This is a genomic window from Polaribacter sp., from assembly GCF_036480315.1.
Classification (GTDB): domain Bacteria; phylum Bacteroidota; class Bacteroidia; order Flavobacteriales; family Flavobacteriaceae; genus Polaribacter.
On sequence record NZ_JAZGGG010000063.1, the window covers coordinates 1 to 26994 of the forward strand.

The following is a 26994-nucleotide window of genomic DNA, read 5'->3' on the forward strand; positions in this document are numbered from 1 at the left end:
TAGAACATCATCGTAAATCGAGTAATGATAATGATAATTTTATCCTTGAGTAAGCACGTTTGTTTTCGTACACCTGACTTTAGTCAGATTTAAAAACCTATGGACTTTAGTCCATAGTGGTTTAGTCAATTAAACGTAAACCCTAACAAAAGTACAGGTGTAAAAGAACTTAATTTTGATGTTACAATAAGTGGTGGAAACTACAGAACAGAAACGTTTCCTATAACTTTAAAAGACACTACTTCTCACGTAAGATTGTCTTTAGTAAACGAAAGTAAAATATACAAAGGGACTAATACTGCAACCCAAACTGTTGGTTTAACAAATAATACTACAACTGTAGCAACAACTGTACAAACAGATAAAACTACTTCTTTAAACAAAAGTGCCGTTACTATAAAAACAGGTACTCAATTTAAAGATGCTGTAGGTACTATTCTAACAGGTACTGATGTAAATGTAGAAGTTACCAATACAGATGCTGCTGGTGAATCTCTAAGGTATACAGGTAATTTAACTTTTAAAGATATAAATGGAGCAGAAGTTACTGATAAAATAATAGAATTTTATGCAGGAACTACGAGTATTAATATGAATGTTGGCGGTACTTCTGTCAAAGCATTTAATAACGCTATAAGTGTTGCAATAGAAATTCAATCAACTGCAACGAGCCCAAGTACAGGAGACCTTGTAAAATTAGGAGATGAGTTTCCTATTTACACGAACGAAGATGATAGTACAGTTTGGGCGTATCACGGATTAGGGACAATAGTTGCTGGTGATACAGGTGAAACCTTCAATATCAATTTTGAAACTACTCATTTATCAAATTTTGCAACAGTAAAAAAATTTGAAGATAGAGCTTGTTCAAGTACACCAACTTATAATTTAACGGCTACAAATTTACCAGAAACTTTTTCGGGTTTTTTAGAAGTAGAATTAAAGGCATTAGGAACTCACCGTCCAATGGAAAATTTTATTTTTAGTGCACAAAATGTTTTTTCTGTTTGGATTATAAATGGTAAAATTACGTGGTGGACTATTGGGGAAGGTAAAATTTTTCAAGGCTATCAAGGTTCAAATTATGGTAAAACTTACATTGAAGGATTTGAAAAAATTTCAACACTCATCAATTCTGGTTTAGATTACAACGATTATCGTATTCCATCAGCGGGTCAAAATATTAGACGTCAACTATTTGTTAAGTTGAATGGAGTTCAAAAAAGAGATAATATTTCTGATATAGCTACCGTTGCCAATTGTGAGTTAGCTATTAATTTCTCTAGAGATTTAGTACCAAATATTGAGAGCCTAAAAACCATAAATGTAGATTTTGCAGGAAACTGTAATGGTAAAACTTTTATACCAGATGGTTTCCCTTTATATGTATTAAGAGAAAATGGACAATTTAGTTATGAAGGTACTATTAGAAATGGTAAAATGGCTTTAAATGGTTTCGAACTAAATAAAGAATACATTTTTAAAACAGTTTATAAAGGGGAGTCTCTTTTACATAAATGGACTTTTGATAGCGAAAATTTTGTAGATCATAATTTTAAAATATCTAAAGCTGTTTGTGATGCTATAGGTCTATAGGCTTAATCTGTGTTTTATCGAAAAAGGATAAAAAAACCGATTCAGAAATGAATCGGTTTTTTATTTTCCAAAAATTAGTAGTTTTGTAAAATAACCTAGAGTAATGAATCTGTTTTTTTGTCTTCTTATTTTTATAAGTATTGTTGTAATATTTAGCCTCGTTATTTATTTGGTTCAAGATAAATTTATTTTTATCAATTGGAAAAAATTAGATAAAAATTATCAATACAATTTTTCAAATAAATTTGAAGAAGTTTTTATAAAAACCAATGGTAATAACAAAATTAATGCACTTCATTTTAAATTACCAAACCCAAAAGGAGTTATTTTATTCTGCCACGGAAACAAAGGAAATTTAACAAGATGGGGAAATCGAGTTTCTTACCTTTTAGAATATAATTATGAAGTTTTGGATTTTCATTAGGTGGAACTTTTGCTACGAGAATTGCATCTCAAAATAAACCTAAAGAATTAGTATTAGAAGCTCCTTTTTATAACTTGAAAAAAGCATTACAGTGTTATTCAAGAATTGCCCCACTTTTTTATTGAAGTATCAATTTAGAACTGATAAAGATATTACTAAAGTAACTGCACCAATTACTGTTTTTCATGGTAATGATGATAGTACTACTTCTTTTAAAGGTTCTAGAAAGTTGTTAGAACTAAATTCATCAACCAAAAATAAGCATATTGAAATTGATGGAGGAACGCATCATAATATTAGAGAGTTTACTATTTATAAAGAAAAGCTGAAAGAAATTTTAGAGCGTTAGTATTTTCTGAATGTTATAAATTGTATTTTTGAATTTCAGAAAGAATAACTTTATGAAGCGTTTAGAAAAAATTTTAAAGAAAAAAAAGTATATCAAAATAAAATTAAAGAAAATTGCCACCAATCATTTAGAATTAAAAGCAAAAATAAACGGTATTAAAGGTAGTTTTATTTTAGATACTGGTGCTTCAAATTCTTGTGTAGGTTTAGATTTAATAGAGTACTTTAATCTAGATGCTGAAGAAAGCGAAACCAAAGCTGCTGGTGCTGGTGCAACAGATATGGAGACAAAACAGTCAAAGAGTAACTCACTTAAAATAGGAGGTTGGTCAACAAAAAAATGTCATTTAGTCTTATTTGATTTATCTCATGTAAACACGGCTTTAACACAACACAATGCAAAAGAGGTTCATGGTATTATTGGAGCTGATATTTTACAGAAAGGAAAAGCATTTATAGATTATAATAAAAATGTTTTGTACCTAAAAAAAGCAAAGAAATAATTAATTAAAAATATAAATATGAGTTTGCAAAAACAAGTAATGGATAAAATGAAAGAAGCAATGAAAGCAAAAGATACAGTTGCTTTACAAGCTTTAAGAGCAGTTAAATCTGCGTTTTTATTAGCGAAAACGGAAACGGGTGTTCAGGCAGAGTTAACAGAGGAGCAAGAAACTAAAATTATTCAGAAGCAAGTAAAACAGCGTAAAGATAGCGCTGCTATTTTTGTGAAACAAAATAGACAAGATTTAGCTGACCCAGAACTGGCAGAAATAGCTGTTTTAGAACAGTTTTTACCAGAAGCATTGTCAGAAGAAAAAGTGGAAGAAATAGTTGTTGCAACTATTCTTAAATTAAATGCATCTGGAATGAAAGATATGGGAAAAGTAATGGGCATGGTATCTAAAGAATTATCAGGACAAGCAGATGGTAAACTAATCTCTAGTTTAGTGAAGAAGAATTTAATGTAAAATATGGCTCCGTAGTTCAACTGGATAGAATATCAGATTTCGGCTCTGACGGTTATAGGTTCGAATCCTATCGGAGTCGCTAATAAGAAGAATAATCAAATTAAGGAGTTTATAGTTTTTTTAATAATAAAATGTTACTTTTGCAAATAATTTCCCCTTTGATATTTATTAATAGTGTTTTTTATAAAAGTAAGTGTGACTTATTATTGTAAATTGTGTCAAATAATAAGTATAAGTTTAATTATAGCTGCTTTTGTAGCTTAAAATGTTTCTTAATTATGCATAAATGTATAAAAGAAACGAAGGTATTTGGGGGAATACGTCGTTTCAAGTTATATAAATTCATATTTTTCTCCATACTTTTTTTTACTATTTTTTTAGTAAATAATTCTATTCATTCTCAAAATCAGAGGAGTATCTACGATGTTCAAACTCTAAAATTAGATAAATCTACTTCTGATAAAATAGTTTCTTTTAAAACAATAAAACCTTTTTTAAATGGTATTGCAGATTTAAGGCAACATGTTTTAGAGAATAGAGAAGATTATCCAATGGAGCAAAAAGCCATTGAAACCAGTAGAGATAAGAAACACGAAGCACATAAAAGATGGGAACGATATATGCGTAAACTTCCTGTTTTAGTCTATATGGTAAATGATATGAATGATTTTATATCAGTAGAAACAAAATTAAGTAAAGAAATTACTATCTGTAAAAAATTTAAAGACGATCTTTTTATTAAAGTTAAAAATAAAAACAATTATAGAATTAATGCAGAATTAGAATTACTACCTAATCCATTAATCAATTATCCATATAATAATAGAGAAGTGGTTTTGTTATCTAAAACAGCTACAGATTCTTTTTTCAATTATATCAATGCGGGTAGAGCTACTTTTTCTTTGCCAGCAAATGCAGAAATATATATTAAAATACCTGTCATTTATAATTGCGATGGTAAAAAAGGCAAAACATACAATCTTAAAAATAAAGTAGAAATCGTACATAAAATAAACCTTAGTGGTTACGTTTTTAATAAAAATAAAGAAGAGTTATATAGAGTAACCTCTAAAAATATAACGACTTCTTCAATCAATATCATTCATTAAATTATTTAAAAATGAAAAAAGTTACTTACAAGAACATATTATTCGTTTCAATTTTTGCATTTTTTGTGTCCTTTAACACTAGTGCACAATCAATTTCGGGAGTAGTAAATACTTATAAAACGGTTTCTACTATAAATGGTGTGAACATATCATTAGGTGACGCTGCAGGTTTAGCTGTAGATGACCCTATTATGATTATTCAAATGACAGGTATTAGTGGTGGTGGTAATACAGGAGGAACAGACAATGGTGCTGGTAATTTTCATATTGCTAAAATTACAGGTGTTTTTGGTTCTGGTATTACAATTGATAAACCTGTTGTAAAAACATTTAGTCCTGCTACAGAAAAAGTTCAATTAGTAAAAATAGCAAGATATGTAGCAGATGTAACAGTTGCAGCTACAGTATCAGCACAACCTTGGGATGGAAGTACAGGTGGAGTCGTTTTTATAGATGCATGTGAAAACAACATAACATTAAACGCAAATATTAGCGCAACTGGTACTGGTTTTTTTGGACGTAATAGTAATGGAAACGAGACTTCTACAGCATGTGGTCAAGCTCAAGCTTTTTTAGATACACCCGAAGAAAATTGGGGTACAAATCCAGCTTATTATGGAAATAACTATCCGAACTTTGTAGCCAATTCTGGAGGTACAGGTAGAGGTGGTCATGGTGGTTGCGACAGTACTCAAGGATCACCAGATGGTGGTGCAGGTGTTGGTGGTGATGGCGCAAACTCAACATCAGCGACATTAAGTTCTGGTGGTGGTGGTGGCGGCTACGGAGGTGGTGGTACTGGTGGTGGTAATGGTACAGCTGTTAGTGGTTTTGCTGCAACTCCTGTTGTTAATATTTTTGATACTGCCAATAATTTACGTTTTTTTATGGGAGCTACTGGTGGTTCTGAAGCTGAATGGGCTCCAGCTACTGGTAATGGTGGAGGAATTGTTATCGTTTTAGCTGATAATATAACTACAGGCGGAGCAAATAGAAACATTTTAAGCGATGGTGATGCAGGCCCTAATACGGGTACTTTTACTTGGTTTGGAAATACGGAAAGAGTTACTGGTGGTGCTGGTGGTGCTGGGTATATTGCTATAAAAGCAAATACTATTAATTCAGCAGTAAGAGCATTTGCTAGAGGTGGTACAGCAACTATACAAAACAATGGAATTGCACCTACATATATAGAATATGGTGGTCCTGGTGGTGGTGGTTTTATTATTAGTACAGTGGCTATTACAACTAAATCTGTTGCAAAAGGAATAATTACAGCAGGTAATGGGGCTAAAGGTGGTGCAGATGGTAAAATTGTTGTAGATGCTAATATTGGCACAGTTTTAAGCTTATTATGTGCTGGAGATGCCTGTGATGCAGTAGCTACAGGAAACCCAGATAGAGATAATGATGGTATTTCTGATACTTGTGATTTAGATAATGATAATGATGGTATTTTAGATACAATTGAAAGTAGTGGGAATGATCCTTATGGAGATGAAGATGGTGATGGTACATTAAATTATTTAGATAATGACGATAACGGAAATGGTGGCCCAGGTGGTACAACAATATATACAGATTCTAATGGAGATGGTATCCCAGATGTATATGATACAGATGGAGATGGCGTACCAAATCATTTAGATTTAGATTCAGATAACGATGGTTTAACAGATGTTATAGAATCTGGTGGACAAGATATTAATAGAGATGGTTTAGCAGATGGAGCTTCTGGGGCAACAGGTGTGCCAAGTTCTGCAGGTGCTGGTGCAACCCCTACTTCATCAGATGGAGATAGTTTGCCAAACTATTTAGACATAGATTCAGATAACGATGGTATCCCAGATAATATCGAAGGGCAACCTACCAGTGGTTATATCCCGCCAAGTGGACAAAGTAATACTATTATAGACGCCAATAATAATGGAGTTGATGATAGTTTTGAGTTTTCTGGTATTATAGGTTTCGTACCAACCAATACAGATGGTACAGACAACCCAGATTATTTAGATGCAGATTCAGATAACGATGGTATTTTAGATATTGTAGAAAATGGAGATACAGACAACGCTTTATCTGGTCTTGATACTGATGGCGATGGATTAGATAATAATTTTGATGATAATAATGATTCTGCCATACAAGGAGCAACCGTAAACGATGGAATTAATCCACCAAATGATGTTAATTTAGGGGATACAGATAATGATTTTGCATTAGGTGGAGATGTAGATTATAGAGACAATGCTGCAATTATAGATACGGATAACGATGGTATACCAGACTCTGTAGATATAGATGATGACAATGATGGTATTTTAGATACAGAAGAAGGCTGTACACCTGCAACAGGGACCTTTACAAATAATTTATCTTTTACAACGGTAAGTGGTTCTGGTTTTAGTTATAGTAGTAATAATATTACATTTGCTAGTGGTTCAGATGATTATGTAAATAGTACACATTCTCCTATTTTTTCAACCTATGGAGTAACCAATGATTTCGAATTAGATTTCACCTTAAATGGAACCTATACAAATGAAAATCAAAGAGGTGTTTACATTGGTATTAATGAAGCTGGTACAAATTCAGCCATAAACCAAAGTGATATTGATTATGCCTTTTTTGTTAGAGGTAGTGGAGAATCACTTCAAATTCGTGAAAACAATGTTTTAAGAGCAACTGTTAGTTCTGGAGCAAATAATAACATACTAACAATTAGAAAAGTAGGTGCTCAAATTACTTATTTGGTAAATGGCGCATTAGTATATACAAGTGGAGTAGCTGCAAATGGTTCAGATTATTTTGTAGATAATTCTTTTAGAGGACAATCAATTTCATTCAGTTTAAATAATTTTAATATTGAGTATAGTACTGTTATAGATGATTTAGACGGAGATGGTATACCAAACTGTTTAGATTTAGATGCAGATAATGATGGTATTCCAGACAATATAGAAGCACAAAGTACTACTGGTTATGTAGCTCCTTCTGGCGTAGATTCAGATAATGATGGTTTAGATGATGCTTATGATACTACTCCTAATGGAAATAGTGATGGTACAGGTTCTTTAGGGCTTACACCACAAAATACAGATGGTACAGACAATGCAGATTACAAAGATTTAGATTCAGATAACGATGGAACTTTTGATATTCTTGAATCTTCTGCAACTCCGCCTGCAAATTCTGGTGGAACAGTTACAGGTGCAGTTGGTACTAATGGTTTGGTAAACACTTTAGACAACGGAGATAATTATGTAGATGTAAATGGTAGCTTTGACGCTACACAAACAGATAACTTCCCAGATGCTGATGGAGATATTGGTACAGGTGGAGATGTAGATTATAGAGATATACCAGGTTTAGATACAGATAACGATGGTGTTTTAGATGTAAATGATTTAGATGATGATAATGATGGTATTTTAGATACTGTAGAAGGTATATGTAATCTTACTAATGTTACACCAACTGTTGTTGGAGGCCTTGGGTCTTATACTGTTACAGAAGATGGTCAAATCACAATTTCACTAAATGGTGGAGATGGTGGTGGGGGTAATAGTACAGCTGGTGGTGAAGGAGCTACCATTACAAATGCAGTATTTAACGTGTTTAATGGAGATGTTATTAGATTTGTAGTAGGTGAAGGTAGTGATGCTGGTACTACATCAGCTGGAGGAGCTGGAAGTACAGGGGTTTTTATTAATAATATCTTAATAGCTGTTGCTGGTGGTGGTGGTGGTGGTGATAATTCAGGTGGCGGCGCTATTGGTTTTGGAGCAAATTCAGGAACAGCAGGAGATAATGGGAATGGAAATGCAAATACTTTTGGTATTGGAGGTATTAACGGTGCTGGAGCAACTGCAGGAACAGCAGGAACAAGTGATGCTGCTTCTGGAGGAGGTATAAATTCTGCAGGAGCTAATGGAGTTAACGGAATCGGTGGTGGCGCTGCAGATTTAGTAGCATCAAACGGGCTTACATTTATTACTGGTGGTACACCTGGAACCAACGCCTCTGGTGGTGGTGGTGGTTTTACTGCTGGTGGTGGTGGTGGTAGTAATTATTCTGGTGGTGGTGCTGGTTATTCTGGTGGTGGTGCTGCAGGAGCTGGTGGTAGTGCTGGTGGTGGTGGTTCTTTTTTAAATACAATAGACCCAAACTATGTTTCAGGAACAATTACCGCAGGAGCAAACGGCGGCGGCGGCGCTTCAGGTGCCAATGGTGTAGACGGTTTTGTAACTATTAATATTTGTATAATTTCAGATACAGATGGAGATGGGATTCCTAATCATTTAGATTTAGATTCAGATAATGATGGTATACCAGATGTTATAGAATCTGGTGGTACAGATGCAGACAGAGATGGTAGAGCAGATGGTGTTGTAGGTACTTCTGGAGGCGCATTAGGTGTACCAAGTTCTACAACTGGTGGTACAGGTAATACACCAACAAATTCAGATGGAGATAGTATTCCGAATTATTTAGACATAGATGCAGATAATGATGGTATTCCAGACAATATAGAAGGGCAAACAACAGCAGGTTGGGTGGCACCAAGTGGTATTGCAACTGCAATGACAGATGTAAATAACAATGGTGTAGATGATAATTACGAAACAGGTGCACTTGTTGGTTTAAACCCAACAAACACAGATAATACAGATAATCCAGATTATATAGACACAGATTCAGATAATGATGGAATTACAGATATTACAGAAAATGGAGATGCAGTTAATAATACAATAGTAGATGTAAATGCAGATGCAGATGGAGATGGTTTAAATGATATTTTTGATGATAATGATGATTCTGGTATTACAGGCTTTACTGTAAACGACAATCATAACCCACCAGCTCCAGTAAATTTAGGAGATGAAGATAATGATTTCCCTTTTGGTGGTAATGTAGATTACAGAGATATATTTGGTGAAATAGACACAGATAATGATGGTATTCCAGATTCTGTAGATTTAGATGATGACAATGATGGTATTTTAGATACGGTAGAATGTAATACAGTTATTTCAACTTTTACTGGGGGTACTGCTACACAAAGTTCTAGCTTAAATAATGGAAATTGCCCTGGAAGTTCTTGTACGGCAAATTTAGCAAGAGATGGAAATACAAATGGTGTTTTTACTAATGGTTCAGTAGCTCACACTATCTCTGAAGCTAATCCTTTTTGGATATTAGATATGGGAGTAGATAATATTATCGATAATGTTGTAATTTATAATAGAACAGATTGTTGTATTGATCGTTTAGATAACTTTGTCCTTGAGGTTTTAGACGCAAGCGATCTTGTAGTTTATACTCATACTAATGCTGCTGCTGCTGCTGCTATAAACACTATAAATGGTATTAGCACTTCAGGAAGAAAAATTAGAATTAGATTAGTAGGTACTAGGTTCTTAGGTTTAGCAGAAGTTGTGGTACAGACTTCTACTGCTTGTTCAGACACAGATGGAGATGGTATACCAAATAATTTAGACATAGATTCAGACAACGATGGTATACCAGATGTAATAGAGTCTGGTGGTACAGATGCAGACAGAGATGGTAGAGCAGATGGTGTTGTTGGTACAACGGTATCTACTAATGGTATACCAAGTAGTGCAGGTACTGGTAACACACCAACAAATTCAGATTTCGACACCATTCCAGATTATTTAGATATAGATGCAGATAACGATGGTATTCCAGATAATATAGAAGGGCAACCTTCTAAAACCTATGTAGCACCAAGTGGCGTAGGTACAGGTATTACAGATGCAAATAATAACGGTTTAGATGATAATTATGAAACAGGCGGTTTTGTAGGTATAAATCCAGAAAACACAGATGGTACAGACAACCCAGATTATACAGATTTAGATTCCGATAATGATTTTATAGATGATATTGCAGAAAACGGAAATGTAAATAACGTAACTTCTGGAGTAGATACAGATGGAGATGGTTTAGATGATAACTTTGATGATAATGACGATTCTGGTATTGCAGGTGCTACCGTAAATGATGATCATACCACACCAGCACCAGGTAATTTAGGAGATGTAGATAATGATTTTAGTTCTATTGGAGATTTAGATTATAGAGATACAGGTGCCAATGGTATACCAATGATTACACAAGTATATCAATTTGGAACAGAGAAATGGATAGAAGTTACAAATATTAGTACTTCTGCTAGTGTTAATCCAAATTTAATTAATATTCAGTTATATAAAGATAAGGTTGGTGATCAGTCTGGTGAAACGCCATATATAAATTTAACGGTTGCAGAAACTTTAGCTCCAGGTAAGTCTGTCTTATTTAAAAATTCAGCAAATGCAATTACCAATTTAGATAGTTCAGCAAAGGTTGTAGAGAATAACAATTTAACAGATCTTGCTGGTGGTGATGATATTATTACGTTATCATCAAAAACAAATTCTGATTCTTATGGTTCTAGGTATGATGTTGTTACAGGGGTAACAGACAAAACATCTTATGTAAGAATAGATGAAACATTACAAGCTAATACTACCTATACAGCCAGTGAATGGGTTGTATTTGTAGACGATGCATTAGATCCTTATAAAGACGTTTTATATGATGGCGGCGGAGTTTTAGTTTTAGGCAGTGGTCCAGAAAGACATCCACATGATCCGTTAATTTCAGAAATTACAGGCTCTAATGTAGATGCCAATACACATTTAGGATTGCATAGAATTAATAAGACGATAACTACAGGTGGAGCTTGGGACAATGGATATCCAGATAGATCAAGACATGTACAAGTAGATGGAGATTATGATCATGATTTTTCAAGTGCAAGATTAAGTGCAAGAAAGTTATCTGTAAACAATAACAGTAAATTAGCAATAACAAATAGTTTATTGGTAGTTACTAATGATATCGCCATAACAGCAGCAGGTGATGAAGTTCGTTTAGTTGGTACCTCTCAATTAGTACAAACTCATACAGGAGCTACTCAAGTTTCTGGTGTAGGAAAATTATTAGTAGATCAAAACTCTACGGTGCCTAGTATATATAGGTATAATTATATGAGTTCACCAGTAAACACAATTGGTTTAAATACTTATAGTTTAGAAACTGTTTTCAAAGATGGTACTATTCCACTTGATGCTATAAAACCTATTGGTAATCTTGCAGGTGCTACTAATATTGCCAAAGACATTCTTTTTGTTGGTGATTATGATGGAGATACCACAGATCCTATTACTTTAGCAGAACACTGGGTTTATACGTATAGCCCTTCTTCAGACAATCGTTCTAATTGGTTACACAAATATAGAGGATTACCGATTAAACAAACAGATGGGTTTATTTTTAAAGGACCTGGTAGATTACAAAACTATACGTTTATGGGTACGCCAAAAGATGGAGAATTAATTTCTAGTCCATCTATTGGAGGCGATGAATCTTATTTAGTAGGAAACCCTTTTTCATCATCAATGAGTGTAAAGAAATTTATAGAAGATAATATGAATTCTACTACAGCTACGTTATATTTTTGGGAGCATGTAGGAGAAGTGGATGATACAGGAGCTTCTTCTGGTCATAACTATACAGGTTATATTGGAGGTTATGCAACTAGAAATATAGCTATGGGTTTAAGTGCAAATGACACATCTAATGTAGATGCTTTTGATATTACCCTAGAAGCAGAAGAAGCTACTATAGCAGGTGATATTATTGCTAACGATGGTGAAGATGTAGTTGTATTGGATAGCCAAACAGATTTTGTAGAATTTAAAAGAATAGTTAAAGGAGTAGATGTTTTAACAATCAATTATAAATCAGTAGCTCCTGAAAAGGAAATAACCCTTGAAATAGATGGTGAGGAAAAAGGAGTATTTCCGCTTCCATATTCAGCAACTTATACTAGTTTAGATATTACTTTGTGCGTAGAGAGAGGTTCTAATGTAAAAATTGTTTCAAAAGATACAAATATTGTTTACATAAATCATTTACAATTAGCAGATGCAGATGGCAATATTAGTTGTTCTCCAACTGGGGGTGGTTCTAGTGCATCTACCGTTCCTGGAGATTACATTGCTATAGGACAAGGATTCTTTATTGAAGGAGATTCTGATGGAGGACCTATTGTATTTAACAATAGTCAAAGAGAATTCAAAAAAGAAAATGAAGGCGCTGTTTTCTTTAGAGGAAATACTTCACAGAAAAGTGCTAGTAATCAAACTCAAAGTTCATCAAATGCTTTACCTATTATTAAATTAGGTATGGATTTTATAAACGAAGAAGATAACAGTATTCATAGACAATTAGGGATTTCATTTAACCCAAACAATTCATTTGCATATGATAAAGGATATGATAGTGAGATTTATGATTTAGGATTAACAGATGTATATTGGAAACTCTCTGCAGATGATTTAAATTATGTAATTGCAGGAGTACAAGAAATTTCTGATGATTTAGAAATTCCATTTACTATTATTATGGATTATGATGGTAGTGTATCGTTTCAAATAGATGAAATTAAAAACATAAATAGAGAAGTGTTTATAAAAGATAGTTTTACAGACCAAACCTATCTATTAAATGATGCTACTGTTGCACTTCAATTAACGAAAGGAACACACGCAGAGCGTTTCTTAATGGTCTTTAAACAAGGCAGTGTTTTATCTGATGATGATACAATTAATGAAGCTTTAAATAATGAAGTGTCTATTTATATGGACGCATCATCTAAAGAGCTTGTTATTCAAAATCATGGAAATTTAGAAATTAATAAAGTAGTGTTATTTAATATTCTTGGTCAAAAAGTAAATCAATGGAAAGATTTAGAAAACATTCAAGAGAATAGATTAAAAACAACCAATTTATCGAATCATGTATACATTGTAAATTTACAAACCGATAAAGGAAAGATTAGTAAAAAAGTAATTATTGAATAACTATTAGTTTAGAAAACATTCTAAAGAATAGATTAAAAGTAAAGAGTTTTTATCTAATCAGATAATTATATAAAGTAGTCTTCTACAAATAAAAAGAATGATAGTTTTTTTTAATTTAAACAAAAAAACCTATCATTTTAAAAGACAAGAAAAGGGCATGGCTTTAGAATGGTTTTTCTAAACATTTTACCGTCTAATTAATTGGTGTTTTCCCCCCCCCCCCGAAAATTACAACCATGTTACCTTTCTTTATTTCCTAAACCTTTTTTTTATTAAAAACATCACCTATGATAAACATCATCTTTTTTATCAATCTATTTCATGAAATTTGATATAGAAATTAAAAACATAAAGTGATGAAAAAAAGAACACTTGTAACTACAATTATGTCTAAAGATGTAATTACTTTAAATCATTCAGACGATTTATTAATAGCTGAAAAACTATTTAAAACAAACAACATTAGACATATTCCTGTTGTAAACGGAAAGGAAATTATTGGAATGTTAAGTTATACAGATCTGTTAAGAATTAGTTTTGTTGATGCTGTTGACGATACTGATACAGATGTTGAAACAATAGTTTACAATATGTTTACAGTTGAGCAAGTAATGGCAAAAAATCTGATAAAAATATCTCAATATGCAACTATAAAAGAGGTAGCAGAATTATTAGGGAAAAAAGAATTTCATGCTTTGCCTGTTGTAGAGAATAATGAGTTGGTTGGTATTGTTACTACAACAGATTTAATTAATTATTTAGTAGAACAGTTTTAATGTTTTCTAGTAGTTAGTAATTAAAAGAGGTCTTTTAGAAGATCTCTTTTTTCTTTAAATAAGCCGCTATTATTCTTTGTATATCTCTATTGTCTTTTTTAGGTTCTACAAAAAACTGATAATCTTCTGGGTTTTCTAATTGTTTAGATTGTAAAGTATCTAAATAACCAAAGCCTTGGTAAATTCCATCTAAAATTAATGCAAAACCAACTTCGTTTTCTGTTCTTCCAGTTTCTTTAATGACTAAATTTCCTGCTCCAATACCTACGGATTTTATAGCTTCTAAAACTCGCTTATTATAATTTTCTACAGCTTCTTTATCGCAGCAAATGCCTTTACATTCTTTTAATTGATAATGAAAACAACTAGAAACATTGGTTTGTAAATGGCAGTATTTTGGGCATAATTCAAATTCTTTACATAAGAGTTCTAAATGATTTCTACATTCTGACACAGAATAGTATTTCATTATTGGGTTTGGAGCTAATTTTAACCGATTGTAAGCCAAATGAATAATTCCTTTTTGGTCTTCATAAGAAAACAAACCAATTGCTTCAGAAGCTCTTCTTTGTGCTCTGTTAAATTTAGGGTAAATATGTTTTATTTCTGCAGATTCATGCAACAGTGCTAATAATTCGCTACCTGTTTTTGTAAAAGAAATATCAGCAGTCTCCATGCACATGGTTTGTTCTTTTTTCTTTTTGTCATAAAAATGACTGATAACACGTTGCTTTATATTGTTAGCTTTACCAACATAGATTACTTCTTTGGCTAAATTTTTAAAGTAATAAACACCAAATGTTTCGGGTAAATTATCTACTACTTTTTTATCTAAAAGTGGAGGTAAAGTGGCTTGTCTAGATTTAGGGTTTAAAAAAGAATTAATGGTAAAGTTATCATCTCTTTCTATAATTCTTCTAAATAGTTCTGTAGTTGCTTCTGCATCTCCTTTTGCTCTATGTCTTCCGTTTATAGGAATGTTTTCAGCAGTACAAATGTTTCCTAAACTGTATGAACTTAAACCAGGAATTATCTTTCTTGATAAACGAACTGTACAGAGCTTTTTTCGCTTAAAATTGAAGCCTAAATTTTTAAACTCTTCTTGAATTATATTATAATCGAAATTTACATTATGTGCTACAAAAATAGTGTCTTCGGTTATTTCTTGTACTTTTTTTGCAATTTCATAAAACTTGGGTGCATTTCTTACCATTGCATTTGTAATGCCTGTAAGATTGGTAATAAAAGCGGGAATGTTTTGCTCTGGATTTATAAGTGTTGTGTATTCATCTATTACTTTTTTTCCATTAAAAACAAAAATGGATATCTCGGTTATTTTAGAACCTTTATATCCATTTCCTGTAGTTTCTATGTCGACAACTGTATATAACAATTATTCAATAATATTTTTTAAGTCTGCAATAGTTTCGGTTGGGTCTTCTGAACCAAAAACATAACTACCAGCAACCAATACATTTGCACCAGCTTCTATTAATTTATTTGCATTTAAATTAGTAACACCACCATCAATTTCTATTTGACAATTAGATGCTGTAAACTCTATTAAATGTTTTAATTGACTTACTTTTTTGTAGGTATTCTCAATAAATGATTGTCCACCAAAACCAGGATTTACACTCATAATACATACTAAATCTAAATCGGCAATTACATCTTCTAAAACAGAAATTGGTGTGTGTGGGTTTAAAGCAACACCAGCTTTCATACCTGTTGCTTTTATAGCTTGTATTGTTCTGTGTAAATGTGTACAAGCTTCATAATGTACCGTTAAAATATTTGCACCTAAATCTGCAAATGTTTGAATGTACTGATCTGGATTTACAATCATTAAATGTACATCAATTGTTTTAGTAGCATGTTTAGCTATTGCTTTTAAAACAGGCATTCCAAAAGAAATGTTAGGAACAAAAACACCATCCATAATATCAATATGAAACCAATCTGCTTCACTATTGTTTACCATTTCTATGTCTCTTTGTAGGTTAGCAAAATCTGCTGCTAAAATTGAAGGTGCAATTAAATTACTCATTTGTTTATTGTTGTGTTGTTATTTTGTTTTGCAAAGGTAATTAATTCGTTAATGTGAAGAAGAATGAAGAAGTAATAAATTTTATTAATTGGTTTAGCCCTGATTGAACGGTTTGTCTGGGCTCTTTTTTACTGTCAGTTCGAGTGAATTTTGAAGTATGAAAAATTTGTATCGAGAACAAAAGTAAAAAAAGCGAGTAGTGAAAGCAGGAAATAGCTTCAAAAAAAAACTCTCGAAAATGAATTCGAGAGTTTTATATAAAAATATTCACACTTTACAATACAGCATGAGTGAGATACTTAAAATGGTCTGCGACCATTAACCTAAGTAAGTCATTAAAATTTTAGATCTAGAAGTGTGTTTTAATCTTCTAATTGCTTTTTCTTTAATTTGACGAACACGCTCACGAGTTAAATCGAAAGTTTCACCAATTTCTTCTAAAGTCATTGGTTGGTGTTCACCTAAACCAAAATATAATTTTACTACATCTGCTTCTCTTGGTGTAAGAGTTTCTAATGCTCTGTTAATTTCTATACGCAAAGATTCGTGTAATAAAACTCTATCTGGGTTTGGAGACTCACCAGAGTTTAATACATCATATAAGTTAGAATCTTCACCCTCAATTAAAGGTGCATCCATAGATACGTGACGTCCAGAATTTTTCATAGATTCTTTTACGTCATTAACCGTCATGTCTAGTTTCTTTGCAATTTCTTCTGCAGAAGGAGGACGCTCATTTTCTTGTTCTAAGAAAGCATACATTTTGTTAATTTTATTGATAGAACCAATTTTGTTTAACGGTAAACGTACAATTCTAGATTGTTCTGCTAATGCTTGTAAGATAGATTGACGAATCCACCAAACGGCATATGATATAAATTTAAAACCACGAGTTTCATCAAAACGTTTTGCTGCTTTAATTAAACCTAAATTCCCTTCGTTAATTAAATCTGGTAAAGTTAATCCTTGATTTTGGTATTGTTTTGCAACAGATACCACAAATCTTAAATTTGCTTTTGTTAATTTTTCTAATGCACTTTGTGAACCCGCTTTAATTAGCTGTGCTAATTCTACTTCTTCATCTGCAGTAATTAAGTCTACTTTTCCTATTTCTTGTAAATATTTATCTAACGATGCAGTTTCTCTATTGGTAACCTGCTTGGTAATTTTAAGTTGTCTCATCTAATTCTCTATGACTTTTTAAAGGATTCGTGTATTGCTACATCTAATTATACGTAAGTGTTTCATAAAATGTTACAAAAAATATAAACTTTTTTATTTTTCTTCATTTTGTATAAAGTGCATATAATACCATTCGTCGATAAAAAAAGACCACTAAACTTTTTAAAATTTTTACTTGTGACTTATTCATTTAGTTTGTGTCTTAAATATAATCGAAGTGAAAACTATTAGTGCTCATAAATTAACTGACGAAGAATTAATTACTAAAATAGTAGCAACAAATAACTCACAATTATTTGCTGTTTTATATGATAGGTATTCTAAAGTTGTTTATAATAAATGTTATGGTTTCTCTAAAAATAAAGAGGAAGCAGAAGATTTAACACACGATGTTTTTATAAGGCTGTTTGTAAAGCTGAAAACTTTTAAAGGAAATTCGAAGTTTTCTACTTGGTTATATTCATTTACATATAACTTTTGTGTAAACTATGTGCAAAGAAATGCGCATAAAAAGAAAGAAAAAGTTACAGTTGTTACAGACCAAATTAAAGAAGAAGATTCTTTCATTGAAATTGAAGATGCTACGTTGTTTGAATTAAAATCAGAAAAACTAGCAAAAACATTAGCATTAATTGAGCCAACAGACAAAATGATTTTATTAATGAAATATCAAGATGATATGAGCATTAAAGAGATTAAAGATGTTTTAGAAATTGGTGAGAGTGCTGTTAAAATGCGCATTAAAAGAGCAAAAGAAAAAGTGGTTAAAATGTACGAAGAACTGTAATTTATTTAAAATGAACAATCCTTTTAAGACGATATTACATCATTACGAAGTACCAAAAATGCTGAAGCAAAAAGTATTGAATGATGTTAATATGATAAAACTTACTTTAGATATTGCTGATTTGTTTATGGTGAAATACCCAAATACAATTGGAGATTTTATGAGTAATTCTTCAAAAAAAAATAAAAACTAATCTAAACTTATAATGATGAAATTTTTAATACTGAATTTAAAATCTAATTTAGATTTTAGTTTTTTACAAAACTTATGGAGTGATTTTGTAGGATTCTTACCTCAATTATTAAAAGGAATTATCTTTCTTATAATCGGTTGGTTGCTAATAAAACTAATTCTTTATATAATAAAAAAGGCATTAGGTTTTACCAGTATAGATAGCTTACCAGAAAAATTAAATGTAGATGAGATTTTTGGGAAAAATAATATAAAAATTGAGCCTACAAAAATTATTGTTAATGTTATAAAATGGGTTCTTATTCTTGTTTTTATAATTATTGGTGCAGAGTTGTTAGGCTTAAGAATGGTTTCTGAACAATTGAGCAACTTAATTGGTTATTTACCTATACTAATAAGTGCATTAATAATTTTTACTATAGGAATTTATATAGCAAATGTAGTAAGAAAAACACTTACTTCAATGTTTAAATCGCTAGAGTTAACTGGTGGTAATTTAATAGGTAATATTGCTTTTTATGTTATTGCAATTATAATTTCTATTACAGCATTAAACCAAGCAGGAATCAATACAGATTTAATTACTAATAACTTATCTATAATTTTCGGATCAATTTTAGCCTCTTTTACTATTGCATTTGGTTTAGGTTCTAGAGATGTAATAAAAAGATTGTTATTTGGTTATTATTCTCGTAAGAATTTGCAAGTTGGTCAAACAATAAAAGTAGAAGGAATTGAGGGAATAATAGAGTCTATAGATAATATTTGTTTAGTTATAATTACAGAAAAAGGTAAAATGGTTTTACCCATAAAAGAAATTGTAGATAATAAAATTGAAATTACTAATTAGAAATAATTAAAATTTGATAAATAGTTGGGGGACAATTTATCATCGTGATTTATTTCACAAAAAAGAGACCGTGAAAACGGTCTCTTTTAAATTTTATAAGTAATTGGTTTTTAAAATAAACCGTTTATTTGAGCATCTATTCTGTCAATTATATAACCTAAATCTTCTTGGTTGTCTACAAAATCTATATTGTCTACATTAATTATTAAGAGCTTTCCTTTTGTATAGGTAGAAACCCAAGCTTCATAACGTTCATTTAATCTGCTTAAATAATCGATACTAATTGAGTTTTCATAATCTCTACCACGCTTATGTATTTGACCAACTAAAGTTGAAATATCTGCGCGTAAATAAATTAATAAATCTGGTGGTGTAACCAAGTTTTCCATTAATTCAAAAAGAGAACTGTAGTTACTGTAATCTCTATTAGTCATTAAACCCATTGCATGAAGATTTGGCGCAAAAATATGAGCGTCTTCATAAATAGTTCTATCTTGAATAATGTTTTTACCAGATTCTCGTAATTCTAAAATTTGACGAAAACGACTATTTAAAAAGTAAACTTGTAAATTAAAAGACCAACGTTCCATTTCTGCGTAAAAATCGTCTAAATACGGGTTTTCATCAACAGACTCAAAATGAGGTTTCCATTTATAATGTTTGGCTAAAAGTTTTGTTAGTGTGGTTTTACCAGCACCAATATTTCCTGCAATTGCAACGTGCATATCTTAAATTAAATAAAATTAAAAAAGGGAATGATAAAGGTAATCAATTTTTATAATTAGAAAAACATTAACAAATCAATTTATAACCAAAACCTCTTACATTTATAATTTTAACGTTTGCATCTTTTTTTAACCTTTTACGCAGTTTACTAATAAAAACATCCATACTTCTTGCATTAAAGAAATCATCATTACCCCATAATTTATTTAAAATGAAACTTCTATCTAAAACTTCATTTTTCTTTTCATGTAAATAAAATAATAAACTTGCTTCTCTATGCGTAAGTTGTTGCTCTTCTTCAGAAAAAATAAGCATTTGTTTTGTTAGGTTGAAAGAGTAAATACCTATTTTAATGTTTGCTGTATCCGTTTTTAGTTGAACGCTATTCAGTAAAGATTTAATTCTAACTATTAGTTCTTCCATAGAAAAAGGTTTTTTTAAATAGTCATTTCCACCATGATTAAAACCTTCTAAAACATCTGTAGTTTGAGATTTTGCCGTCAAAAATATAATAGGAATATTTTTGTTTTCCTGCCTAATTTCTTTTGCTAAAGTAAATCCATCTTTTTTTGGCATCATTACATCTAAAACCAAGATGTCTGGATTTTCTGTTTGATAAATATGATGAGCTTCTTCGCCATTTTCTGCATGAAAGACAGTGAAATTTCTAGATTCTAAACTTTCTTTTACAATCATCCCTAAACTAGCTTCATCTTCTGCTAAAAGAACTTTAATCTTATTCATTTGGTAAGTTTATTTTAAAAATGATGTTGTTTTTTGTAGATGATAAACTTAAAGTTCCTTTGTGTTTTTCTATTATTTTTTTACTGTAATATAAACCAATTCCAAACCCTTTTACGTCATGTGTATTCCCTTTAGGAACTCGATAAAATTTATCAAAAATCTTTTCTTGTTGTTGTTTTTCAATTCCATTTCCATCATCTGCAACAGATATTTCTGTAGTATTTAATATTGAATTTATTGTAATTTCTATATTTTTTCCTCCATATTTTACAGCATTGTCTATTAAGTTAGAAATTACATTTTCAAAATGAAAAACATCAATATTTAAATAGACAGGTTTTATATTTGAAGAGAAATTAATTTCTTTTTTTGAAGCTAATAATTGATGTTTTGCTACTGTTTTATCAATGATATCAATTATGTCTACAGTTTCTTTTTTCAAAATTAGTTGTTCGCTATCTAAAGTGGCGGTTTCTAGTAATTTTTCTACCATTTGGTTCAGTTTTTTTAACTGAACAGAAGACACAGAAAGATATTTTTTCGTTTTGTCTTTATCGCCTAAAACATTAAAGTTTTCTATGGCTTCAATTGCTGTAGAAACGGTAGCAATTGGTGTTTTAAATTCATGAGTAATATTACTAATTAAATCGTTTTTTATAGCTGCTAATTCTTTTTGTTTATTGATGATTTTTAATAAATAAAATAAACTAGAAATTATCGCTAAAGTTAATAAAAGTGATAAGAGAATCCCAAAGGAACTTCTTTTTAAAGCTTCTATGTTTGGGTTGTTATAAAGCAACTGAAAAGATTCATGATCCTTAACATAAGTAGATTTTGAACTTACAGAATAACTGCTAGTATTTAAGATTGAATCTTTAGTTTGATAAAAAACAGTATCATTTTTTAAATGTTGAAATCTTGTTTTTAAAGCAATACCTTTTTGTTGTAACTGACTTTCTATTAATGAATCGATTGTTTTGTATTCTATAGATTGGTCTAAAAATGAAATAAAAATTGGTCTTAGATTAGATATTAATTTTAAACTGTCTGCAGCTTTTTTCCCTTTAAAGTATTTTATTGGGGTTTTAGTTCCATCTGTTTTTAAAGTGTATCCATCTTTTTCACCAATAAATTGGGTCCAAATTTTAGAGGAATCTATCTTTAATTTAAACTCATCAATAAGCTCTTTGGAAGAATTCATTATAGAGTCTATTTCTACCTCTGTCATTTTTTCGCCGGTAGCAAACTTAATATTGTTTATTGTTACTCTAGGTTTCTCTTTTATGGAGTTGTTTTTATTAAAATTTCTGAATATCTTTCCTAAAGTTCTTGTTTTATGTGAGTCTTTTTCAATTTTTATATTTTTAGAATCTATAATTGTAAGAAAATTACTTTTAGCTAAGGAAGAATAATATTCTTCTAATGCATTGTCTAGACTTAATTGAATTTCGTTGGTTACTTGTCTTTTATTTTCTTCATAGTTTTTATAATTCCAATAGAACTGCACGCCAATAGTTGCAATAATTGTTACAGCAATAAAGTAAAAAATCCATTGATGTTTCTTCGTTATCATGTTACAAATATAGTTTCTAAAAAATAGAATATTAGTTGGTTAACACTCGTTAACACTTGTTAACTTTAAAATGTGGTTTTAGATTGCATCTTTGTATTGTTCAATTTAAAGTCATAAATAATGAAATCAATTCTAACAGTAATTACAATTTTAATAGCATTTAGTATTAATGCGCAAAATTTTCAGGGAAGAGCAATTTATAAAACGAGTCAAAAAAGCACGTTTAATATGTCGAAAGAAAAAAACCCTGGCATGGATGATAAAATGCAGGAAGAAATAAGAAAACGTATACAAAAGATGCATCAGAAAACTTTTATTTTAGAATTTGATAAATACAATTCTACATACAAACAAGAAGTGGTTTTAAAATCTCCAGAATCTCAAGCTAAAAGAAATAGAATTAGAGTAATGTCTTTTGGAGGTTCTGGTAGTAATGATGTTTATTATAAGAATACACAAGAAAAAAGATTTGCAAACCAAACAGAAATTCAAGGAAAACGATTTTTAGTAAAAGATAAATTGCAAGAACAAACATGGGAAATGTCTTCAGAAACTAAAAACATTGGAAAGTACACTTGTTATAAAGCTACCTATTCTAAAGAAGTAGAGAGTAAAAACATCTCTATAAAAAATGGAGAGTCTGTTGAAGAAGTAAAAAAGGAAACTATAATAACTACAGCTTGGTATACACCTCAAGTTCCTGTAAGTAATGGTCCAGGGAATTACCAAGGTTTACCTGGTTTAATTTTAGAAATAAATGATGGTAAAAAAACAATTGTTTGTACAGAAATTATTTTAAATCCCAAAGAAAAAATTACAATTTTAGAACCAAAAAAAGGTAAAGTAGTTTCTCAAAAGAAGTTTTCTAAAATTCAAAAAGAAAAATCAGAAGAACTAATGGAGAAAATGAAAAGTAGAAGAGGTATGGATTTAGGAAATGGCACTATTATTAAATTCGGGGGATAATTTTTGTTTATTTTAATTATGAATTAAACTTTTAAGTTTTTATTAAGTCTAATGGTAAACCATTAATATTATTTTGGTTTTAAAACTAAAAAAAACTTATGAGACCTATTTTAACATTTCTATTTGCATTTGTTACAATTGCAACTTTTGCCCAGAAAAATTTTCAAGGTAAAGCAACCTATATGTCTAAAACAACAATGGACATGAGTAGGTTTGGAGAACAAATGAGCGAGCAAAGAAAGAAACAAATAATGGCTCGTATGAAAAATTTTTTAGAAAAAACATACACTTTAACTTTTAACAAAACTGCATCTTCTTTTAAAGAAGAAGTTTCTTTAGATGCTCCAGGAACTTCTGGGCCAAGTTGGGGAAGAAATAATGGGCAAGGTTCTATTTATAAAAATACAAAAGACAAAAAAATAATTGAAGACGTAGAACAGTTTAGTAAACGTTTTTTAATTATTGAAGAAATGGATCAACCTAAATGGGAAATGGGTATTGAAACTAAAAAAATAGGACAATATATTTGTTACAAAGCTACTATGACTCTAGAGGATAAAAGCATAGATTATGGTAAAATTTTTGGTAGAAGAGGTAGAGGAAATAATAAAGAAAAAGATTCTACAATTACAAAACAAAAAGTAGCAAAAAAAAGAATGTTAAATATTACTGCTTGGTACTCTCCACAAATATCTGTAAGTACTGGGCCTAGTAAATATTATGGTTTACCAGGTTTAATTTTAGAATTAAATGCAGGAAGAACAACAATGCTATGTACAGAAGTTGTAATTAGTTCAGAATCAATTATAGAAATAAATGAACCTAAAAAAGGAAAAGAAGTTTCTAGAGAAGAATACAATAAAATTATAAAAGTAAAAACTGAAGAATTAAAAGAGCAGTTTCAAGGTAGAGGTGGTCTTGGTGGTAGAGGAAGAAATTAATTAATTTATTCAAGAATAAAATACATGAAAAAAATACTATTTATTGCTGTTTTTATGATTTCGGCAGTTGCATCTGCACAAATAGAATATAAAGGTGTTGTAAAAGATTCTTTAGGAATACCTTTAGAAATGGCAAATGTAATAGCATTAGATACAGTAGCTAAAAAAATTGCTTCTTATGGTTTTACTGATGCAAAAGGAAACTTTAAATTAGATTTAAAAAATAATACTACCTACAATATAAAAATAAGTTATATAGGTTTTACTGAAATTAGTGAATTTGTAAAAACAAAAATCACTACTATGAATAAAAACTATACTATGTTTGAGAACAGTGCTTTAGATGGTATAGAAATTGTTTCTAAAATGCCTGTAACTGTAAAAGGCGATACTATTATATATAATGCAGATTCCTTTAAAAATGGTTCAGAAAGAAAATTAGAAGATGTTCTTAAAAAATTACCTGGTGTAGAAATAAATGATGCTGGCGAGATTGAAGTTGAAGGTAAAAAAGTAGAAAAAATTATGGTTGATGGTAAAGAGTTCTTTAGCGGAGACACCAAATTAGCAAGTAAAAACATTCCTTCTAATGCTGTTGATAAAATTCAAGTTTTAAGAAATTATTCGAATGTAAGTCAATTAAGTGGCGTGCAAAATAACCAAGATAGAGTAGCCATAAACATTAAGCTTAAGGAAGGTAAAAAGAATTTTTGGTTTGGAGATGTAACTGCAGGTGCAGGAAATTCTCCTGGAGAAGGTTTGTATCTCTTTCAACCAAAGTTATTTTATTACACACCAAAATATACATTAAATGTTATTGGAGATGTAAATAATATTGGAGATGTAGTTTTAAGTAGAAGGGATTTAAGAAGTTTTGGTGGTAGTTTTCAAAGCCAAAGCCCGTCAAATGGAACAAATATTAATATTGGTGATGCAGGAATTGGCTTCTTAAACGCAGGTGCTAGAAATGCAAATAGAATAGAAACTAAATTAACGGCGCTAAATTTAAGTTATTCACCAAATAAAAAATTAGATTTAAATGGATTTTTAATTTGGTCTGGTAATAGCAATGGACAAAGAAATATTACGGATATAGATAATTTCGATATTTCTGATGATCCAGATACAGCAATAGACGAAAGTGCTATTGTACCAGATGATTTAGTAGACAACCAAACAAGTCAAACAAGTAATAGTGCTCTTTTTAGATTTGGTGTAGTGTATAAAAAAGATTTTAATAACCAGTTAAACTATAATGTTTCTGGTCGTTTTTCTAATGAGTTTACAACAGAAAATGTAAATTCTAGAGTTTTAAGTGATATTACAGAAAACGAAAGAGCAACACCTTTTACTATAAATCAAGATTTTAGTTATTTCTACACCGCTGGTGAAAAAAGTATTTTTGCTTTAGAAATAAAGCATTTATTGCAAGATGAAGACCCTTTTTATGTAGCTTCTTTAGAAAACGATCCAAATAATAATGATGATACAGATAATGATGGTTTCGATGATGCTGCAAAAAGTTTAGGTTTAGATAGATCTAATATGTTCTATAATTTAGAACAAGACAGAAAAGTGAAATCAAATCAATTAGATGCAAAATTAGATTATTACTATATTTTAAATGCAAAAAGTAATTTAAATATAGTTACAGGAACTATTTTAAGCAAGCAAAATTTCGATTCACGTTTTTTTCAAACTTTAGATAACGGAACAGAATTTCAGCCAAACCCAACTATTAATGGCATAACAGCCCCACAAATAACAAATGATACAGAATATAATTTTACAGATTTGTATGCAGGTTTAAGATATCGTTTAAAAGCAGGTATTTTTACATTTACGCCAGGTTTTACAGTACATTCTTATAACTCTAACAATATACAATATGGTACAGAGATTTTTAAAAATACATTTGTAAAATTTCTTCCAGAATTTGAGGCAATTGCTCAATTTAAAAGAAGTGAAAGTTTAAGGTTTAGTTACAAACAACAAGTGAGTTTTACAGATGTAAACCAGATTGCAAGAGGTATTGTGGCAAATAATTACAATTCTTTCTTTGCCGGAAACTCGAATCTATTAAATGCAAGATCACATAACTTAAGTTTAAATTATGGTAGTTTTAACTTATTTAATGGAACTAATGCGTTTGTAAGACTAAATTACAATACAACCATAGATCAGGTAAATAGGAATACTATTTTTCAACAAGGTTCTGTTGTTTCTAGTGTTACTTCAATTAATTCTCCTTTAGATAACGAAAACTTTAGTGCTTTTGGTAGTTTTGGTAAAAGGTTTAAAAAAATAAGAACTTCTATTGGAGGTAATTTGAATTATGTAAAAACCTATCAATTTATTAATTCTCTAGGAAACACAAACGAGAGTTTAGTAAAAGGAATTAATACTAGAATTGCTACAAATTTTACAAAAGCACCAAACGTTAGTTTGCGTTATAGAGTTTCATTTATAGATCAAACAAATAGTGCAAGACCAAATGATATAAATACAGTAACACATGCGCCATCTATAGATTTTGATGCTTACATCTGGAATTCAGTAACACTTACTTCGGACTTTACATTTAACGAAGTAAGACAAGGTGGAGTTAAACAAAATTCTTTTAATATTTGGAATGCTAAAATTGCTTACAGAAAAGATAAAGACGCTAAATTGGAGTATGAATTAGTAGGTAATAACTTATTAGCAACAGGTTCAGAAACTAGTGTTAATAATAACCTATTTTCATCTAATATTAATGAAAGATTTATCTTACCAAGATTTATAAGTTTAAGAGTGCGTTATCAATTATAACTTTTAAAC

The 26994-nt window shown here is 30.5% G+C and carries 20 protein-coding genes and 1 tRNA gene; 15 read left to right on the forward strand and 6 right to left on the reverse strand.

Features of this window, described 5'->3' with window-relative positions; all coding sequences use genetic code 11:
* The first annotated feature begins 255 nt into the window (after positions 1-255).
* The 9 genes from V3V28_RS13135 (at position 256) to V3V28_RS13175 (ending at position 14163) form a co-directional block, all read left to right on the forward strand.
* Positions 256-1596 carry a hypothetical protein gene (locus tag V3V28_RS13135; RefSeq protein ID WP_331365469.1) on the forward strand — a complete coding sequence of 447 codons (1341 nt, stop codon included), beginning with the start codon at positions 256-258 and terminating at the stop codon, positions 1594-1596.
* Positions 1597-1765: 169 nt separating this feature from the next.
* Positions 1766-2020, forward strand: coding sequence for a hypothetical protein (locus V3V28_RS13140; RefSeq protein ID WP_331365470.1), 255 nt, complete (start codon positions 1766-1768; stop codon positions 2018-2020).
* A gap of 121 nt (positions 2021-2141) precedes the next feature.
* Positions 2142-2369, forward strand: coding sequence for a hypothetical protein (locus tag V3V28_RS13145; protein WP_331365471.1), 228 nt, complete (start codon positions 2142-2144; stop codon positions 2367-2369).
* A 52-nt stretch (positions 2370-2421) separates the two neighbouring features.
* Positions 2422-2871 (forward strand): retropepsin-like aspartic protease, encoded by a 450-nt coding sequence (locus V3V28_RS13150; RefSeq protein ID WP_331365472.1) that lies wholly within the window; start codon positions 2422-2424, stop codon positions 2869-2871.
* 18 nt (positions 2872-2889) lie between these two features.
* Entirely contained in the window at positions 2890-3339 is a 450-nt protein-coding gene (locus V3V28_RS13155) for a GatB/YqeY domain-containing protein (protein WP_331365473.1), read from the forward strand.
* A 5-nt stretch (positions 3340-3344) separates the two neighbouring features.
* A tRNA-Arg gene (locus V3V28_RS13160) sits at positions 3345-3418 on the forward strand.
* Positions 3419-3617: 199 nt separating this feature from the next.
* Positions 3618-4448: a hypothetical protein gene (locus V3V28_RS13165; protein ID WP_331365474.1), complete on the forward strand. Its 831-nt coding sequence runs from the start codon at positions 3618-3620 to the stop codon at positions 4446-4448.
* A gap of 11 nt (positions 4449-4459) precedes the next feature.
* Complete coding sequence (locus V3V28_RS13170; protein WP_331365475.1) at positions 4460-13387, forward strand: galactose-binding domain-containing protein; 8928 nt, start codon at positions 4460-4462, stop codon at positions 13385-13387.
* Positions 13388-13743: 356 nt separating this feature from the next.
* Entirely contained in the window at positions 13744-14163 is a 420-nt protein-coding gene (locus tag V3V28_RS13175; protein ID WP_331365476.1) for a CBS domain-containing protein, read from the forward strand.
* Positions 14164-14197: 34 nt separating this feature from the next.
* On the opposite strand, the gene V3V28_RS13180 is transcribed toward V3V28_RS13175, so the two are convergent.
* The 3 genes from V3V28_RS13180 to V3V28_RS13190 form a co-directional block, all read right to left on the reverse strand.
* Entirely contained in the window at positions 14198-15556 is a 1359-nt protein-coding gene (locus V3V28_RS13180) for an exonuclease domain-containing protein (RefSeq protein ID WP_331365477.1), read from the reverse strand.
* Entirely contained in the window at positions 15557-16213 is a 657-nt protein-coding gene (rpe, locus tag V3V28_RS13185) for a ribulose-phosphate 3-epimerase (protein WP_331365478.1), read from the reverse strand. It lies immediately after the preceding gene.
* A 318-nt stretch (positions 16214-16531) separates the two neighbouring features.
* On the reverse strand, positions 16532-17395 hold the full coding sequence (locus V3V28_RS13190; RefSeq protein WP_331365479.1) for a sigma-70 family RNA polymerase sigma factor: 864 nt from the start codon (positions 17393-17395) through the stop codon (positions 16532-16534).
* 217 nt (positions 17396-17612) lie between these two features.
* On the opposite strand from V3V28_RS13190, the gene V3V28_RS13195 reads away from it, so the two are divergent.
* The 3 genes from V3V28_RS13195 to V3V28_RS13205 are packed head-to-tail and all read left to right on the forward strand — an operon-like array spanning position 17613 to position 19224.
* Positions 17613-18182, forward strand: coding sequence for an RNA polymerase sigma factor (locus tag V3V28_RS13195; protein WP_331365480.1), 570 nt, complete (start codon positions 17613-17615; stop codon positions 18180-18182).
* Between the two features lie 10 nt (positions 18183-18192).
* Positions 18193-18375: a hypothetical protein gene (locus tag V3V28_RS13200; RefSeq protein WP_331365481.1), complete on the forward strand. Its 183-nt coding sequence runs from the start codon at positions 18193-18195 to the stop codon at positions 18373-18375.
* Positions 18376-18390: 15 nt separating this feature from the next.
* Positions 18391-19224, forward strand: a complete 834-nt coding sequence (locus V3V28_RS13205; RefSeq protein WP_331365482.1) for a mechanosensitive ion channel family protein — start codon at positions 18391-18393, stop codon at positions 19222-19224.
* Positions 19225-19334: 110 nt separating this feature from the next.
* Here V3V28_RS13205 and V3V28_RS13210 read toward each other — a convergent pair whose 3' ends face one another.
* The 3 genes from V3V28_RS13210 to V3V28_RS13220 all read right to left on the reverse strand — a co-directional run bounded on the left by V3V28_RS13210 (position 19335) and on the right by V3V28_RS13220 (position 22267).
* Positions 19335-19949, reverse strand: coding sequence for a deoxynucleoside kinase (locus V3V28_RS13210; RefSeq protein ID WP_331365483.1), 615 nt, complete (start codon positions 19947-19949; stop codon positions 19335-19337).
* Between the two features lie 67 nt (positions 19950-20016).
* A complete protein-coding gene (locus V3V28_RS13215; protein WP_331365484.1) occupies positions 20017-20694 on the reverse strand; it encodes a response regulator transcription factor in 678 nt (225 codons plus the stop codon).
* Entirely contained in the window at positions 20687-22267 is a 1581-nt protein-coding gene (locus V3V28_RS13220) for a sensor histidine kinase (protein WP_331365485.1), read from the reverse strand. The genes V3V28_RS13215 and V3V28_RS13220 overlap by 8 nt, the downstream gene beginning before the upstream one ends.
* Positions 22268-22387: 120 nt before the next feature.
* Between V3V28_RS13220 and V3V28_RS13225 the strand changes: the two genes are divergently transcribed.
* From V3V28_RS13225 to V3V28_RS13235, 3 genes are all read left to right on the forward strand, one after another.
* A complete protein-coding gene (locus tag V3V28_RS13225; protein ID WP_331365486.1) occupies positions 22388-23233 on the forward strand; it encodes a GLPGLI family protein in 846 nt (281 codons plus the stop codon).
* Positions 23234-23331: 98 nt separating this feature from the next.
* Entirely contained in the window at positions 23332-24174 is an 843-nt protein-coding gene (locus tag V3V28_RS13230) for a GLPGLI family protein (RefSeq protein ID WP_331365487.1), read from the forward strand.
* Positions 24175-24198: 24 nt separating this feature from the next.
* Complete coding sequence (locus V3V28_RS13235; RefSeq protein WP_331365488.1) at positions 24199-26985, forward strand: TonB-dependent receptor; 2787 nt, start codon at positions 24199-24201, stop codon at positions 26983-26985.
* The last annotated feature ends 9 nt before the right edge of the window (positions 26986-26994 follow it).